We start from the raw sequence: 16012 nt of genomic DNA, 5'->3' as shown, positions 1-16012 counted from the left end.
TAGCGACAGGTAAATACTGAATACATGAACATGTCGAATAACTAGACAGGAATCTAACAATGAGTGCATGGCCAATTCGATGGGATCTGCTGTTTCGATACCGAATGATTGAGATTATTGCTTTATGGGAAGGGCGTTTGACCACCAACCATCTGATCCAGAGCTTTGGTATCGGGCGTCAACAAGCTTCTAAAGACATCAATACTTATCTTGCGGATATTGCACCTGGCAACTTGGTTTACGATAAGCACCTCAAAGGCTATAAGCCCAGTGATAGCTTTAGCCCTAAACTCACCTCCGGCCATGCCGATGAATACTTGCATATTCTTTCGCGTAGTGAGGATATGACGGTCACTTTTAATGAGCTCGATATGGGCTTTGAACATTCCACTATGGTTCGCCCAGTAACACGCAACATTTCGCCACAAGTATTACGTCCTTTGGTGCAGGCGATACGAGAGAAAAAACGTGTCGATATTTGCTACACATCGCTAAAAGATGGTGAGCAATCTGAGCGCATTATTTCCCCGCATACTCTTGTTTGCACACCATTACGCTGGCACGTTCGCGCTTATTGTGAACAGGCTGGTGGCTATCGTGATTTTGTCTTAAGCCGCATACAAGGTATTCCTGACATCAACAATAATGCGATACACGGTAAACGTGACGATGTACTTTGGAATACCAAAGTGAACGTAGAACTCATCCCCGATCTTCGCCTAAATGAAAAACAACGCGCGGTGATAGAAAAAGATTATGCGATGAGTGACGGCGTTTTGCGAATTGCCACCAACGCGTCACTCGTTCGCTATGTGCTTGATACCTATAACATTGATATCCATGTACAAAAATCTAATCCTCAAGGACAACAGATTGTGCTGGGGAATCGGGATGAGCTTATATCCTACGTTTTGGAGTAGGTTCATTGAAACATTTAATACATTCATTCCCATTGTTAATGACGAAGCGCATAACTATAAAAAATTAATCCATTAATAATGATAAGCATCTTGTCATTGCATCACCATTAGAGTTTTCTCCCCCTAAAACATACATAGCTTTTCCGTTTGAAGCGGAAACGCCATAGGCAATACCTGCAGCATCTAATTGGCATTTATTCTCCCAGGATTTACCATCAAAAATCCAAACATTCGAACTAAAGTGTTTAATGAGGCCATTATGGGCATATAAGTTTCCTTTTATAAATGCGTCTTGACTACCAATAAAATATGCCCCACCAATAACAATTATCTTATTGTCAATTTCACCGAAAAAATGCCCAGCTAGTCCTTCATGATTTTTACATATATCAATAATAGAGGCACTACTATCAGAATATTCCAGTTTTCCTTCTTTAAACAAGTAGCGCTTAGTTTCTAAGCTTCTCAGACCAGGCTTTACTTCGCCTTCAATCAAAGTTACAACGTTGTTTTTATGAATTATTCCAGAACCACAATTAGGCTTAAATGGGTTTTCACCAACAACTGACCAGTGTTCATTGCATGGTGTAAATGACCAAACATTTTTATTCCAATTATAGTTATCGATTGGCTGAGACATGAATATAGTAATAAGCTCTTTATATTTATTAGGCTCTTTTGTTACATCAATTTTTGAGATTTCAGAAAGGAAGTTATTAAAAGTATCCTTATCATACCCTCCGAAAAAAATGATCTCCGTCGGTGATAGACTACAACAAGATGCACCAAGAAATCCGGTAGGAAGTGTTCTCTCTAATCGTTTCCATTGATTGATTTGACTATCAAATACATAACCATCCATTAAAACTGTTGGAAAGCTGTTATTGCCCTCTATCCCTGCACCTGAAAAAACATAAAGCTTGTTACCACAGACTGTATAGGCAGCATCATTTCGAGCAATTCCAGGAAAGTCAGCAGCCGACTTCCAACCACTATTCATATCTTTTAGGTCTAAAACAAAAAATGCATTTCCAGAACTACCAAGCCCTGCATACAATTTTTGACCTATTATTCCACCCACTCCGTGTTTAACTCCTACTGGAAGCTCAGGGAGTAATTGAAATGAGATTGCCATAATGCTCTCCTTAATTAGTCTATCACTTCAACAGTAGAGCCATTCCAAGCCAACATATAAACCTTATGACTCATTTCTTTACCACTTTTTTCTCCACCAACAATTAAAACACCCTCTGATGTAGTAAATGAAGCCCCATATGCCAAGCCCTCAGGAAGCGAATTTACCGTTGACCAAATGCCCTCTTTTTCTACATAAATTTCGGAATTAAACGCCTTAGGCAGCCCTTCATGTGCGAACATTTTTCCGTTTTCAAATGCTTGTTTCGCACCATGGAAATTCGCTCCACCAGCAACAACTACAACTCCATTTGTCTTCCCAGAAAATGCACCTGCAACACCCTCTTGGATATTGCTCGTTTGGGGTGCAGGTAAGGGCAACAAACTTTTCCACGGTTGATCCATTCCAAATTCATATTGCTTAACTTCAGCGGTGCGTAAACCCGGTTTTATCTCACCACTGATGAGAGTTACTTTGTTCCCTTCAATAACGGTTGCGCTACCACAATTAGGGAGATACGTAGACACGCCTAAATCACGCCACTCTTGTTTTTCAGGCAAATAACTGATCACGTTTCGGTTCCATTTATAATCCGTAGGCGTCATTCCCATATAATCATCAACAATACGTTGCCATACTTCAGGATTTACTTGCTTGTCAGTGGTCGATATATCTCGCAGATAGCGATCAAAATAGGCTTTGTTATAACCACCAAAAAAGAGGATCTGTCTATTGTCCGGAGAATAAGAAGAAGCACCAAGAAGTCCTACAGGCGAGGTCGTATTCATTTTCTCCCATGAATCTTTCTTGGTGTCGTAGCGATATACCGAATCAAACAAAATAGGCGATGGATCAGACGGTTCTGCTTTGCCGGAGCCACCAAAGAGATAAATATAATTTCCTATTACAGATGCCGTCGCTCCACTTCGTTCAGCACCGGTAAAATCAGCAATCTTTTGCCATCCTTTCGATAATGCATTCAAATCAAGTACATAAAAGCTTTTCCCCAGAGATCCAAGTCCTACATACACTTTTGAACCAACTTGTGCACCAACCCCATCTTTAAATCCAGTAGGTAAATCAGGCCATTGATTATCGGCATAGACCACATGACTAAATGCTGTCACAGAAAGTAACGTAGCGTAAGTCAATAGAGTTTTCATATTCATTAATTTGTCCTTATTAATTGCTATCCATACTTTTGTCAGGTGTTCAATGAGAAACTGAACATTAACACCTTGTTTTGAAGATTAATTTCTTCACCATTAATAAAAGTAAAAATTATCTTCACTAAATGCGCTAAAAAAACCCATCGATATCCTGATGGGTTTCAAACTTGTTAAATACTGCTTAACTATCCATTAAAGGTAAAATCACTTCCGCAGTACCAAATACGGAGGCTGAATATTCAGGATATACATCTAAAAGTGTGTTAATCAAAACATCAACAAGCAACAAAGCACCAACTTTAGAAGAAAAAGCACCGCCAGTGAGAGGGCCTTCAGGCCTTGCAGCCACTAACATTTCATCTGAAATCGAAGAAAGTGGGCTATGGCTAATATTCGTAAGAGATACAACTGGCACACCGCGTTGATGAGCCTGGGTGGCCGCATGAACCACCTCTTTTGTAGAACCTGAGCTCGATATTGCAAACCATGCATCCCCGACAACACTCTGTCCAGCACTCATTGCCGCCAAGTGTGTATCTTCATACATGATGGCTTTTTTACCTATTCTCACTAATCGGTACGCCAAATAGCGACCGACGATACTGGATGCTCCCACACCAACACACCCAATAAACTTAGCCCCATGAACCAACTCACATATTCTATTTAAGGCAGCTCTGTCTATCAGTTTTGCAGTATCCATTAAACTATCTACCGCGCTTTGCGCAGAAACTTCGCAAATATCGCCATCCATTTTGGGCTGAGATTGGTTTGCAGACTGACTAAGATCAACCGCCAATGCCATTCTAAAATCCGAATAACCTTTGTAGCCCAAATCACGGCATAGCCTGACTACAGTGGCTTCGCTTGTTTTTGTATTAAACGCTAGATCGGTGATCGTCTGATACTGAACTTCATGTGCATTTTCGAGCACATAATCAGCAACAACTCTGAGTTTTTTGCTCAAAGGTTCGGTATTCGAGCGCAATCGAACCATCAGATTTTTAGGCAAATTCACTTGGAGTCCTTAATATTCTTTTGACTACCATAAAAGTACCAAAGACCTAGATCTATTAATACATCATCATGATAATTTGTTCTTAAATCTTCTTTTAGGGAGGATGAATATTCCTCCCTAGCCTTTATTTAGATCGACAGGAACCCAGCATCACGCATCTTCGCAAGCACATCCGCTTTCTGTTTGTCATTCAATGAACGAATAGGTAAGCGGGGATCCCCAGCATCAATACCATGTAACTGCATGGCAACTTTACCTGCCGCAACACCGCCGTATTCGACCAATACTCGAATAATCGCAATCACTTTATCCATCAACGCTGCGACTTCATCATGTTTACCATGGTTAAATGCTTCAATGATTTTCAAATACAATGGAGCAGCATAGTTATAAGTGCTACCAACTGCGCCTACCGCACCGACGGCTAAACCAGCAGGTAAAAACTCATCCACACCAAATGGAATATCAAATTTGCGATTCGATACTCGCACGCAACGCTGGTATTCATACAAATCAGCATTATTGAATTTTGCGCCATAAAGATTAGGAATGCGCTGTTCGCCTTTAATCAAGAACTGCTCTAAATCTAGATTCACGCCCGACATTCCTGAGTGGTAGTAATAAAAACCTTTTGAAGGAGCTGCGGCAGCAACTTGAGCACAATACTCAACTAAATCATCAACACTTCCCGGTTTGAAAAAGCATGGGCCAATAGCGGAGGTAGCAAAGATATCCAGTGTTTCAGCGTGCTCTGTCAAGTTGATGGTATCAACAATACTTAAAGCGCCTGTATGTAAAATAACATCTAACTTCCCATCAACGGCTTTCACCCAACGTTCTGCAATTGCTTTTCTTTCTTCGACAGAGCAATGGATCCCCTCACCTGTCGTTCCGCAGACATAAGCACCTTTCACTCCTTGTTCAATCAGAAGCTCAGCAATTTGGTCAATCGCCGCAAAATTAACCTTGTTATCTTTTGTGAAAGGCGTATGTGGAGCAGCAATCAAACCTGTTAATTTTTTCATTTTGTTTACCTTTAAATTCTATAGTTCGCTAGTTCAACTACTGTCCGTATCCGAGGAATAATTCCGGTAGTAGCAGAGTAAATTGAGGGAATACCGCCACCAGCGCCAACACGATGAATAGCGGCACCAGTAGTGGTAAAACACCACGCGTAAGCGTATGGAATGGGATATCTCCGACTCGAGAAACCACATATAAAGCCATTCCCATTGGTGGGGTAAGAATGCCAATCATTAGGTTAAGAATCGCCATAACACCGAAGTGAACAGGATCGATACCCACCGCTGAAGCCACTGGCACCAAGAATGGAACTAGCAGCAACAGCAAGGCCAATGACTCAATAAACGTGCCCAAGAAGAGGAGCAACAAGTTGATCAACAGAAGCAGTACGAGTGGGTTATCACTGATTGTTAAGAAATAATCAGCCAACATCTGTGGTAACTGTTCGCGAGCCACAATCCACCCAAAAACAGTCACGCCCATAACCATCAGAGCAACCACGGCTGTGGTATTGACCGTTTCTTTCAGAATTTCGATGAACCCCTGTAACGTGAGCGTGTTATAAACAACTGTACCTAAAAATAGTGCGTAGAGAGATGAAACAGCAGCCGCTTCAGTTGGCGTAAATTTACCAGAGAAGATCCCACCAATGATAATGACTGGTGTCAGCAACGATAAAAATGCTTCTTTAAGTGATTTAAATTGCTCACGTCTGCTCGCTTTAGGCAATGTCATATATCCGCGCTTTTTGCAGATAAAATAACTCATCACCATCAAGGCAATACAACACAGCAAACCAGGTATCGCACCCGCTAAAAATAATGCGCCAATAGAGGTATTGGAAACCACACCGTATATGACTAGTGGTACTGATGGCGGCACCAGAGGACCAATGATGCAAGATGCCGCTGTCAGCCCGCCCGCGAAATCATCGTGATACTTCGCATCACGCATGGATTTGATTTCAAGCTGACCTAACCCACCTGCATCTGCCAATGCTGAGCCAGACATTCCAGAGAACAACAAGCTTGCCATGATATTTACATGACCCAAGCTGCCCGTAATATGGCCAACGAGAGACTTCGCGAAGTTGAAGATTCTTTCTGTAATACCGGCACTATTCATTAGATGGCCAGTTAACACAAAAAATGGAACGGCTAGCAACGTGAAGTTGTCGATCCCACCCAGCATTTGCTGAGCCGCAAAATTAATCCCTGTACTATTGGTGAGAATGAGGAAAGCTAATGCAACAAAAATAAGTGAAAAACCTACTGGCATGCCCGCAAATAACAATCCTAACCAACCAAAAATTGAACCAACCATAGTCCTACTACCTCTCCGTTACTTGCTGATCAATTAATGAAGCAGATGAGCTAACACCCAGTAGCAGCTTCATAAGGTTAAAGATTTTTTCGAGTTGTCTAAACACCATAAACACGCCACCCACAGGTAAGCTATAATTCATCCAGCTACTCGATATCCCTAATGTGATCAATTCAAAGAATGCATTACGCTGGGCATGTTGATAGCCGAGCACAATGATTGCACCAATAGAAACCAGCACGGCAATCTCTAACGATAGGACTAAAGACAAGCGCGCCTTTTCAGGAAGTTTGTCAGAGAAAAAAGTGATATTGACGTGAGAACTTCGTTTAATGGCGATAGCACATCCCACTAAACACATATACATGAAGAGTAATCGGGCAAGCTCTTCACTCCACAAAGAAGGATCATTGAGAAGCCAACGGGTACCAATTTGCCAAGTCAAAACAGCAAGCAAGGCCGCCATTAGAGGCACAGTAATGATTTCTTCAATATTATTAATTATCTTACGTAACATCTTAAGCTCCATAGCTGACCAGTCCTGGCCAGCTAATTTAATGAGACAGAGAACCCTACCCTTTACATTGCTGCCAATTTCGACACAATCGGCTGACCGATGTTACTGTCAAACTCCTTGTAAAGTGGTTGCATCGCTTCTCGGAATGGCTCCAGATCTGGGTAAGTCACGTTGATACCTTCACTCTTGAAGAAGGAGACCAATTCTGCCTCTTGAGTTTTAACGGTCTGTGTATGAGCATCTCCCACTTTCTGCACGGCTTTCTGAATGATGTCTTTATCCGTATCAGAAAGCTTCTGCCAAGTAGATTCCGAAATGATCACCATTTGATCGTTAACAATATGATGTGTCATGGCTAAGTTCTTTTGCACTTCATAGAACTTCATTGTTTTAATTGTTGGTAGCGGGTTTTCTTGCCCATCTACGGCATTGGTCTGCAGCGCTAAATAAACTTCAGAGAATGACATCGGGGTTGGCGAGGCACCAGACAGCTTTGCATAGTTGAGGTTTTGCTTAGCATTCGGGACTCGAAGTTTTAACCCTTTAAAATCTTCAATCGAATTGAGGGGACGGTTTGAAGTGGTTTCACGGGTACCGTTATACCAAGTGTCCAAAGCACGCCAGTTGAACTTCTGGAGCATTTCATCACGAACACCTTGACCAAAGTCAGATTCAAACATGCGGCGTAAATGGTCAAAATCTTTCGCGACATAAGGGAGCATGACCGCTTCTGCTCGCGGTATCCAAAGCCCCATACGACCAAACTCAGCATAAGTTATATCGAGATCTCCCAGCGTCAATTGCTGAAGCATGGCACGATCATCACCAAGCTGGGCGCTTGGGTACAAAGCGAGTTTGATCTCTCCTTGACTCATTTCTTCTAATGTGTCGGCAAGCATTTTTGCCGAGTTATACTCTACAGACCCCACAGAAGCTTGCATCCCCATCTTTAAAGTCGTCGCAGCATTGACAGAAGCAGCAGCACTCAAAGTAAGTATTGCGATAGTAATCTTATTAATGGTTTTCATATTTTTCCCTTTGTTCTTTCCTGTTACGCCTTGTCTCACCATTTTCAAAAAAAACTTTTATTTCGTTTGAAAAAAATCTTCGTTATGAATTATCATTGCGGTGGAGATTATTTTCAAACCACCTTTTTTCAAAGTGTGATGGCGAACAAAATTTGGTTACAAGAGTCCTTTTGTTCATCAAGTCAGGAATTAAAAACGTTTTTAGAAAAGAAAAATGAGGCCCGTCGTGAGAAAGAATTTTTTGAATATCGAAGAGTTAAAGCGATTTTTAAACGGCCAAACTGTCGTTTCCATACAACCTGTAACAGGCAGCCCACTCGATAAAACAGATTTCATTGTGGCGATGGCGATCGCCGTCGAACAAGCGGGTGCAAAAGCGCTGCGCATTGAAGGTGTGAATAACGTGGCTGCTGTATCCGCCGCAGTAACAATTCCGATTATAGGTATCGTTAAGCGTGACTTGCCTGATAGCCCAATTCGAATCACTCCTTTTGTTTCAGATGTTGATGGCTTAGCAAATGCTGGCGCAACGGTCATTGCTTTTGATGCCACCGATAGAACACGCCCTGAAAGTCGAGAACGTATTGCGCAAGCAATCAAAAACACGGGATGTTTTGCGATGGCCGATTGCTCCACATTCGAGGATGGATTATGGGCTAACTCACAAGGTGTTGAAATTGTTGGATCAACACTGTCAGGCTATGTCGGAGATATTGAGCCCACGGTTCCAGATTTCCAACTTGTGAAAGCGTTTTCTGAAGCCGGCTTTTTTACCATGGCGGAAGGTCGATACAATACGCCTGAGTTAGCAGCGAAAGCTATTGAGTCTGGTGCGGTTGCCGTAACGGTTGGTTCTGCATTGACTCGATTAGAAGTGGTTACTCAATGGTTCAATAACGCAACCCAAGTTGCGGGAGAAAGGAAATGCGCACACTAGCCATCGATATCGGCGGAACAAAAATAGCATTAGCGATTGTAGAAGAAGGTACGATCATACAGCGTTACCAGATAGCAACGCCTGTGGTGCAGGACGTCACCAAGTTTGTTCAAGCGATTCTCGAAAAGGTCACTGAATGGCTCCCTTCTATCGATTATGTAGGCGTATCAACAACAGGTTATGTAACGCCAGAAGGCATCACATCGATAAATCCAGAGACTCTTAATTTCCCTGTACCTTTTCCATTAGCTCAAACGCTAGAACAACTCACTAATAAACCAGTCTCCATTCTTAATGATGCACAGGCCGCGGCATGGTTTGAATTTGTGCAGTTAAAAAATCCTAGCTTAAATATGGCTTTTATTACGGTTTCAACAGGGGTTGGTGGCGGAATCATCATTGATGGCAAGCTTCACAAAGGAAACAGCGGTTTAGCGGGACACATAGGTCACATGTCGGTGGCCATTGAAGGTCCATTATGCGGATGTGGTCAGCGAGGTTGTGTTGAGTCCATGGCTTCAGGTAACGCGATTCAAAAAGAGAGCGAAGCCACTTTTACCGAGACAATGAGCAATGTTGAGTTATTTAAGCAAGCAGCGTTCAACCCGAAAGCAGAAGCGATCATCAATCGCAGTGTGCAAGCAGTAGCCACATTATGCTGTAATCTTAAAGCATGCTTAGATCTGGATATTATTGTTTTGGGTGGTGGAATTGGTCTCGCAGAGGGCTACCTTGAACGCCTCAACAAAGCTATTCAATCTAGGCCATCCGTATTTCACATCCCTGTCACTCCTGCTCATGGCGATTATGATGCTTGCCTACTCGGAGCAGCATTTCAGTTTAAGGAGTAAACGATGGCATTAAAGGCAATTTCAGCCACACGGCTTTTTGATGGAATTCAGTATTACGAGAATGCGGCAATGGTTTGGGAAGGTTCACACATTCACTCCATTGTTCCTATTGAGTCTCTGACGGAGGATATTGAGCATCAACATTTTGATGGTGCATTGATCGCTCCAGGATTCATTGACTTACAAGTTAATGGCGGTGGCGATGTCATGTTCAATAATGACATGACTCTTGCGGGTATTGATTCGATCTGCCGAGCACACAGAACTCACGGCACCGCCTATCTGCTTCCAACCTTAATCAGTGCAACACCGGAACACATCAACCGTGCACTTGATGCCATTCAATCTGCAATCGAAAATCAAGTCTCGGGTGTGTTGGGTATTCACTTAGAGGGGCCTTGGTTAAACCCAGAAAAGAAAGGCGCTCATAACCCAGATCTGTTCTATTCCCCGACACCCGAACAACTTTCACAGTTTCACTGGCCAACCAAAGGCAAAGTTCTTGTAACGGTCGCGGCTGAAAACCTCTCCATCGACTCACTAAAGTGGTTAAAGGATCATCATGTTACTCTCTCGTGTGGTCACAGTAATGCCACTACAGCCCAATTAACCACTGAGAAGTTAGCTCTCATTGATGGATTTACCCACTTATTTAATGCCATGTCGCCTTTTGAGAGTCGTGAACCCGGAGTTGTCGGTACAGCATTGAATACCGATCATGCTTGGTGTTCAGTAATAACTGATGGAATTCATGTCCATCCACAAAGTTTTTTACTCGCTAAGCGAATCAAACCTAAAGACAAACTTCTTATTGTTACCGATGCCATGGCTAGCCTTGGCAGTGTGACTAGCCAGTTTGAATTGGATGGGGAAACCATTCGCGTCATCGATAATAAACTGATTAATAGCAGAGGCAATCTTGCGGGAGCACACATCGGGATGGATGAATCGGTTGCCAATGTTATTCGTTGGGGAATCGCGGAAGATGAAGCATTAAAAATGGCCTCGTCTTATCCGGCTCAAGCAATTCAATGTGATGATTTAGGGCAACTAAAACCCAATTATCGAGCCGCCGCCACTGTATTAAACTCCAAATATGAAAGCTTGGCTGTAGTCAGTGAAGGCGTGCTCTACAACTGAGCTATCGATCAAACATGCCTATCCGTTATTGACCAGATCGTTCACTATTCCAATGTTCAGCAGAGATCATTGGAATAGCTCTTCCCAAAAAATCTATATGCCTTTAGGCATTAACTGTACTTCCGTCGCTTCTATTCCTACTTCAGTAGCCTCCTCTAACCCAACTACACACATCTAAGTACGAACATAACTGCAACGTGTTGATGTCTCATCGATTAAACAACACACAAAAACATTTATGGAAATTATTTTTTTTGCGATCGCAGTTCATGAAGAAAATATTTTTTAATGAGAATCTACAACTGGAAATGTGAACGTTTCCAAGCCTTACATTCGATGGAGACTTGTCAATCAAGATGACTTCACAACGAAGAAGAGCATCGATTCACAAGGAAACAGATTCTAATATAAAGGGAGTAGATATGCGTTTCAAAAACGTAAAGAAAACCGCTTTAATGCTTGCAATGTTCGGTATGGCGACAAGCTCAAACGCCGCACTTTTTGACTATAACGCAACGGGTGACACTGAGTTTGACAGTCCAGCCAAACAGGGATGGATGCAAGACAACACGAATAATGGCAGCGGCGTTTTAACCAATGCAGATGGAATGCCCGCTTGGTTGGTGCAAGGTATTGGAGGGAGAGCTCAATGGACATATTCTCTCTCTACTAATCAACATGCCCAAGCATCAAGTTTCGGTTGGCGAATGACGACAGAAATGAAAGTGCTCAGTGGTGGAATGATCACAAACTACTACGCCAACGGCACTCAGCGTGTCTTACCCATCATTTCATTAGATAGCAGTGGTAACTTAGTTGTTGAGTTTGAAGGGCAAACTGGACGCACCGTTTTGGCAACCGGCACAGCAGCAACGGAATATCATAAATTTGAATTGGTATTCCTTCCTGGAAGTAACCCATCCGCTAGCTTTTACTTCGATGGCAAACTCATTCGTGACAACATCCAGCCGACTGCATCAAAACAAAATATGATCGTATGGGGGAATGGCTCATCAAATACGGATGGTGTCGCCGCTTATCGTGATATTAAGTTTGAAATTCAAGGCGACGTCATCTTCAGAGGCCCAGACCGTATACCGTCCATTGTAGCAAGTAGCGTAACACCAGGGGTGGTAACCGCATTTGCAGAGAAACGTGTGGGGGGAGGAGATCCCGGTGCTCTGAGTAATACCAATGACATAATCACTCGTACCTCACGAGATGGCGGTATAACTTGGGATACCGAGCTCAACCTCACTGAGCAAATCAATGTCAGTGATGAGTTTGATTTCTCCGATCCTCGGCCTATCTATGATCCTTCCTCCAATACGGTTCTTGTCTCTTATGCTCGATGGCCGACCGATGCCGCTCAAAACGGAGATCGAATAAAACCATGGATGCCAAACGGTATTTTTTACAGCGTCTATGATGTTGCATCAGGGAACTGGCAAGCGCCTATCGATGTTACCGATCAGGTGAAAGAACGCAGTTTCCAAATCGCTGGTTGGGGTGGTTCAGAGCTGTATCGCCGAAATACCAGCCTAAATAGCCAGCAAGACTGGCAATCAAACGCTAAGATCCGAATTGTTGATGGTGCAGCGAACCAGATACAAGTTGCCGATGGTAGCCGAAAATATGTTGTCACACTGAGTATTGATGAATCAGGTGGTCTAGTCGCTAATCTAAACGGTGTTAGTGCTCCGATTATCCTGCAATCTGAACACGCAAAGGTACACTCTTTCCATGACTACGAACTTCAATATTCGGCGTTAAACCACACCACAACGTTATTCGTGGATGGTCAGCAAATCACAACTTGGGCTGGCGAAGTATCGCAGGAGAACAACATTCAGTTTGGTAATGCGGATGCCCAAATTGACGGCAGACTGCATGTGCAAAAAATTGTTCTCACACAGCAAGGCCATAACCTCGTGGAGTTTGATGCTTTCTATTTAGCACAGCAAACCCCTGAAGTAGAGAAAGACCTTGAAAAGCTTGGTTGGACAAAAATTAAAACGGGCAACACCATGAGTTTGTATGGAAATGCCAGTGTCAACCCAGGACCGGGTCATGGCATCACCCTTACTCGACAACAAAATATCAGTGGCAGCCAAAACGGCCGCTTGATCTACCCAGCGATTGTGCTTGATCGTTTCTTCTTGAACGTCATGTCTATTTACAGTGATGATGGCGGTTCAAACTGGCAAACCGGTTCAACACTCCCTATCCCCTTTCGCTGGAAGAGTTCGAGTATCCTAGAAACTCTCGAACCTAGTGAAGCTGATATGGTTGAACTCCAAAACGGTGATCTACTCCTTACTGCACGCCTTGATTTTAACCAAATCGTTAATGGTGTGAACTATAGCCCACGCCAGCAATTTTTGAGTAAAGATGGTGGAATCACGTGGAGCCTACTTGAGGCTAACAACGCTAACGTCTTTAGCAATATCAGTACTGGTACCGTTGATGCTTCTATTACTCGGTTCGAGCAAAGTGACGGTAGCCATTTCTTACTCTTTACTAACCCACAAGGAAACCCTGCGGGGACAAATGGCAGGCAAAATCTAGGCTTATGGTTTAGCTTCGATGAAGGGGTGACATGGAAAGGACCAATTCAACTTGTTAATGGTGCATCGGCATATTCTGATATTTATCAATTGGATTCGGAAAATGCGATTGTCATTGTTGAAACGGATAATTCAAATATGCGAATTCTTCGTATGCCTATCACATTGCTAAAACAGAAGCTGACCTTATCGCAAAACTAAGAGCAGCTTAACGTGTTAAAGCTGATAGCACATCAAATGATGCTATCAGCTTATTTCTCGTCACCGTTTCAAACCAGTACTCAAATTGACAAATCAGGCACCTTACACTCTCAGCTATAGTACATGACGCATGTATAATCACGCCATCATCGCTGTTTAAGACAAAAGTCCATCCACTCATCCACTTCGCTTTCCACCCAGGCAATAGCCCTTTCTCCCAAGCTCACCGACTGTGGAAACTCGCCATCATTCATTTTTCGGTAAATTGCTGAACGGCTTAGTGCGGTCTTTTCCATTACTTCTTTTAGTTTCAGAAATCTCATGGGATGTTCTCCTATGTCTTGTTGTCCCATGGGATGAACTGACTCTGTAAAAAATAGTTAAATCAGTCCCTTACCTATATTCAAAGCCAATTTAGATATATGTCATCACTGTGAACCTTCCCACTATTGTTAAGGAGCAGGCTATGACTCATTTCCCTCGCCACCGCTATCTACTCTCGCAACGAGCTTATGAGCATCGAGTACTGGAAGAAGCAGCAGAGATCCTTGAACAGCGTTATGTGCGCGGTGAAACCTTTGCACGTACGGAAAACACCACGGAATACTTACGCTGTAAACTTGCTGGATATGAGCACGAAATCTTTGCCGTACTGTTTTTGGATAACCAGCATCGGCTAATTGAATTTAAGGAGCTATTTCGCGGTACGGTCGATGCCGCCAGTGTCTACCCAAGAGAGGTATTAAAGGAGGCACTAAACGTTAACGCAGCAGCGGTGATCTTTGCCCATAACCACCCCTCTGGCGATCCTGAGCCTTCACAAGCCGATAGGCGTATTACTCAGCGCTTAAAAGACGCCTTATCACTGGTAGATATTCGTGTGCTAGACCATGTGGTCGTTGGCAAAAGCAGTGTGTCATTTGCAGAAAGGGGCTGGCTATGATTGTGGAAAGCTATCAAACGATCCAGTTAGCTGACAGCTTTTGTCATGCGTTGAGCGCGATACTTCGCCGTTTTGACATCCCACAAGAGGCAGAGCGAATAGTCCTCAACTGTCGAGATCCAAACTATTTGTAGCGCGCCAAGATAAAACGCTTAAAATTTCAAGATAAATAAAATTCAGAGAATCCCATAGTATGAGATGGCGATTTCATTTTATCGATAGTTTTCACCTAGTTGATACCAGTATCTGGATCTACAGAAAATCCTTTTGGAAGGTAAGTAGGCGTCACTTTTACCCTATCGTCCGAAACCTCTACTTTTAATTTCATCTCTCCTGCTTGAGCTGCAAGATAAGAACTAGGAGTTGATATCGGACTCCTATTATACCCGCCTGTCATGTATTCGGGGGGAGACATTGGCTTGACTTCATACTTTGCAGGGTCAGCTCCATAATATTGAACATCTTGAGCTTGAGCCTCCTTATCACCAAAAAATGCTTTCATCTTCGTAGTGAACTTTGCATCAGCCTCTCTATAGCCGTCAAAATTGGATGACAACACACTATCAGTTAGATCTGCTAGTTCGTAAGAAGCCCATCCAATCAATGGAATATTTGCTAAATTACTTGCATTAAAGAGTGATTTATTGGGCTTTTTGTTATCTGGAAAGTTTACGTCAGGACCACCAAGACCGCCATTAGGCATATTCACGACATAGACTGGAGTTGCGCCTAAAGCACTCAACGAACCAGCTCCCGCAGCCCCTTTCTTTCCGCCAAGAACCATATCTCCAATCATGGCTCCACCTTTGAGAAGGGGTGAGCCTATTCGCAGCATTTTGTTAATGGCGTAAATTGAAGCCAGAATTTTTGCTAGATTTCCGTAACCTCCCACAGTCTCTGCCAAACTATTAGCTGTAGTGGTCAACTAAAATTGGCCACGGTTTTAGAGTTTTCCCAATATAATCGTTCTGATTCATTGGGAGTTAGACCACCGTTATACTGATGTGGCCTGAGTTGGCAGTAATATCCGATAATGTAGCGGGTGATCTCTTGTTGAGCCTCAGCGAAGCTACGATAACCCACAGTTGGCACCCATTCCGTCTTCAGACTTCTAAAGAAGCGCTCTATCGGCGCATTATCCCAACAGTTTCCTCGGCGAGATAAACTCTGTTTTATTTGAAAGCGCCACAGTAATTGACGGTATTTACGGCTAGTATAATGACTGCCTTGATCGCTATGG

Annotated in this window: 16 protein-coding genes and 1 pseudogene; 7 read left to right on the top strand and 10 right to left on the bottom strand. The window is 43.1% G+C overall.

Annotation, left to right across the window (positions count from 1 at the left end):
• The first annotated feature begins 59 nt into the window (after positions 1 to 59).
• Positions 60 to 920, top strand: a complete 861-nt coding sequence (locus T411_RS0106185; RefSeq protein WP_001277248.1) for a helix-turn-helix transcriptional regulator — start codon at positions 60 to 62, stop codon at positions 918 to 920.
• Positions 921 to 984: 64 nt separating this feature from the next.
• Here the strand turns inward: T411_RS0106185 and T411_RS0106180 are convergent, their stop codons facing one another.
• The 7 genes from T411_RS0106180 to siaP all read right to left on the bottom strand — a co-directional run bounded on the left by T411_RS0106180 (position 985) and on the right by siaP (position 8133).
• Entirely contained in the window at positions 985 to 2055 is a 1071-nt protein-coding gene (locus T411_RS0106180; RefSeq protein ID WP_001008007.1) for a YjhT family mutarotase, read from the bottom strand.
• Positions 2056 to 2069: 14 nt separating this feature from the next.
• On the bottom strand, positions 2070 to 3224 hold the full coding sequence (locus T411_RS0106175; protein WP_001056548.1) for an N-acetylneuraminate epimerase: 1155 nt from the start codon (positions 3222 to 3224) through the stop codon (positions 2070 to 2072).
• Between the two features lie 181 nt (positions 3225 to 3405).
• A complete protein-coding gene (locus T411_RS0106170; RefSeq protein WP_001052933.1) occupies positions 3406 to 4242 on the bottom strand; it encodes a MurR/RpiR family transcriptional regulator in 837 nt (278 codons plus the stop codon).
• Positions 4243 to 4370: 128 nt separating this feature from the next.
• Positions 4371 to 5267, bottom strand: a complete 897-nt coding sequence (locus T411_RS0106165) for a dihydrodipicolinate synthase family protein (protein WP_000736956.1) — start codon at positions 5265 to 5267, stop codon at positions 4371 to 4373.
• Positions 5268 to 5304: 37 nt separating this feature from the next.
• Entirely contained in the window at positions 5305 to 6588 is a 1284-nt protein-coding gene (gene siaM / locus T411_RS0106160; protein WP_000233105.1) for a sialic acid TRAP transporter large permease SiaM, read from the bottom strand.
• Between the two features lie 7 nt (positions 6589 to 6595).
• Positions 6596 to 7117, bottom strand: coding sequence for a sialic acid TRAP transporter small permease SiaQ (siaQ, locus tag T411_RS0106155; RefSeq protein WP_001889698.1), 522 nt, complete (start codon positions 7115 to 7117; stop codon positions 6596 to 6598).
• Between the two features lie 50 nt (positions 7118 to 7167).
• Positions 7168 to 8133: a sialic acid TRAP transporter solute-binding subunit SiaP gene (gene siaP, locus T411_RS0106150; RefSeq protein WP_000849284.1), complete on the bottom strand. Its 966-nt coding sequence runs from the start codon at positions 8131 to 8133 to the stop codon at positions 7168 to 7170.
• Between the two features lie 214 nt (positions 8134 to 8347).
• Here siaP and T411_RS0106145 point away from each other — a divergent pair, with 214 nt between their 5' ends.
• The 4 genes from T411_RS0106145 (at position 8348) to T411_RS0106130 (ending at position 13829) form a co-directional block, all read left to right on the top strand.
• On the top strand, positions 8348 to 9070 hold the full coding sequence (locus T411_RS0106145) for a putative N-acetylmannosamine-6-phosphate 2-epimerase (RefSeq protein ID WP_012034277.1): 723 nt from the start codon (positions 8348 to 8350) through the stop codon (positions 9068 to 9070).
• Positions 9058 to 9921, top strand: coding sequence for an N-acetylmannosamine kinase (locus T411_RS0106140; RefSeq protein ID WP_001259414.1), 864 nt, complete (start codon positions 9058 to 9060; stop codon positions 9919 to 9921). The genes T411_RS0106145 and T411_RS0106140 overlap by 13 nt, the downstream gene beginning before the upstream one ends.
• Before the next feature lie 3 nt (positions 9922 to 9924).
• The gene (nagA, locus tag T411_RS0106135; protein WP_001185226.1) at positions 9925 to 11061 is read left to right on the top strand and encodes an N-acetylglucosamine-6-phosphate deacetylase; all 1137 of its coding nucleotides are present in this window, start codon (positions 9925 to 9927) and stop codon (positions 11059 to 11061) included.
• 422 nt (positions 11062 to 11483) lie between these two features.
• Positions 11484 to 13829: a sialidase family protein gene (locus T411_RS0106130; RefSeq protein WP_001211290.1), complete on the top strand. Its 2346-nt coding sequence runs from the start codon at positions 11484 to 11486 to the stop codon at positions 13827 to 13829.
• 146 nt (positions 13830 to 13975) lie between these two features.
• Here T411_RS0106130 and T411_RS0106125 read toward each other — a convergent pair whose 3' ends face one another.
• Entirely contained in the window at positions 13976 to 14152 is a 177-nt protein-coding gene (locus T411_RS0106125) for an AlpA family transcriptional regulator (RefSeq protein WP_001211490.1), read from the bottom strand.
• A 143-nt stretch (positions 14153 to 14295) separates the two neighbouring features.
• Here T411_RS0106125 and radC point away from each other — a divergent pair, with 143 nt between their 5' ends.
• Together radC and T411_RS1000000121530 are read left to right on the top strand one after the other, a co-directional pair.
• The gene (gene radC / locus T411_RS0106120; protein WP_000148675.1) at positions 14296 to 14772 is read left to right on the top strand and encodes a RadC family protein; all 477 of its coding nucleotides are present in this window, start codon (positions 14296 to 14298) and stop codon (positions 14770 to 14772) included.
• Positions 14769 to 14900 (top strand): annotated as a pseudogene (locus T411_RS1000000121530) (DUF2787 domain-containing protein); the annotation flags it as partial. The gene radC and the pseudogene T411_RS1000000121530, both read left to right, overlap by 4 nt.
• A 101-nt stretch (positions 14901 to 15001) precedes the next feature.
• Here T411_RS1000000121530 and T411_RS0106115 read toward each other — a convergent pair.
• Together T411_RS0106115 and T411_RS0106110 are read right to left on the bottom strand one after the other, a co-directional pair.
• On the bottom strand, positions 15002 to 15697 hold the full coding sequence (locus T411_RS0106115; protein ID WP_000213836.1) for a hypothetical protein: 696 nt from the start codon (positions 15695 to 15697) through the stop codon (positions 15002 to 15004).
• Positions 15694 to 16012: integrase core domain-containing protein (locus T411_RS0106110; protein WP_027694888.1), on the bottom strand; the 319-nt coding region annotated here is incomplete at its 5' end. The genes T411_RS0106110 and T411_RS0106115, both read right to left, overlap by 4 nt.

This window comes from Vibrio cholerae ATCC 14035, assembly GCF_000621645.1.
GTDB lineage: Bacteria > Pseudomonadota > Gammaproteobacteria > Enterobacterales > Vibrionaceae > Vibrio > Vibrio cholerae.
This window is presented reverse-complemented; position numbering and strand designations above follow the sequence as displayed.

Coding starts and splice junctions, on each gene's coding strand:
- T411_RS0106185 (WP_001277248.1), top strand. CDS start 60: ATGAGTGCATGGCCAATTCGATGGGATCTGCTGTTTCGATACCGAATG.
- T411_RS0106180 (WP_001008007.1), bottom strand. CDS start 2,055: ATGGCAATCTCATTTCAATTACTCCCTGAGCTTCCAGTAGGAGTTAAA.
- T411_RS0106175 (WP_001056548.1), bottom strand. CDS start 3,224: ATGAATATGAAAACTCTATTGACTTACGCTACGTTACTTTCTGTGACA.
- T411_RS0106165 (WP_000736956.1), bottom strand. CDS start 5,267: ATGAAAAAATTAACAGGTTTGATTGCTGCTCCACATACGCCTTTCACA.
- siaM (WP_000233105.1), bottom strand. CDS start 6,588: ATGGTTGGTTCAATTTTTGGTTGGTTAGGATTGTTATTTGCGGGCATG.
- siaQ (WP_001889698.1), bottom strand. CDS start 7,117: ATGGAGCTTAAGATGTTACGTAAGATAATTAATAATATTGAAGAAATC.
- siaP (WP_000849284.1), bottom strand. CDS start 8,133: ATGAAAACCATTAATAAGATTACTATCGCAATACTTACTTTGAGTGCT.
- T411_RS0106145 (WP_012034277.1), top strand. CDS start 8,348: ATGAGGCCCGTCGTGAGAAAGAATTTTTTGAATATCGAAGAGTTAAAG.
- T411_RS0106140 (WP_001259414.1), top strand. CDS start 9,058: ATGCGCACACTAGCCATCGATATCGGCGGAACAAAAATAGCATTAGCG.
- nagA (WP_001185226.1), top strand. CDS start 9,925: ATGGCATTAAAGGCAATTTCAGCCACACGGCTTTTTGATGGAATTCAG.
- T411_RS0106130 (WP_001211290.1), top strand. CDS start 11,484: ATGCGTTTCAAAAACGTAAAGAAAACCGCTTTAATGCTTGCAATGTTC.
- T411_RS0106125 (WP_001211490.1), bottom strand. CDS start 14,152: ATGAGATTTCTGAAACTAAAAGAAGTAATGGAAAAGACCGCACTAAGC.
- radC (WP_000148675.1), top strand. CDS start 14,296: ATGACTCATTTCCCTCGCCACCGCTATCTACTCTCGCAACGAGCTTAT.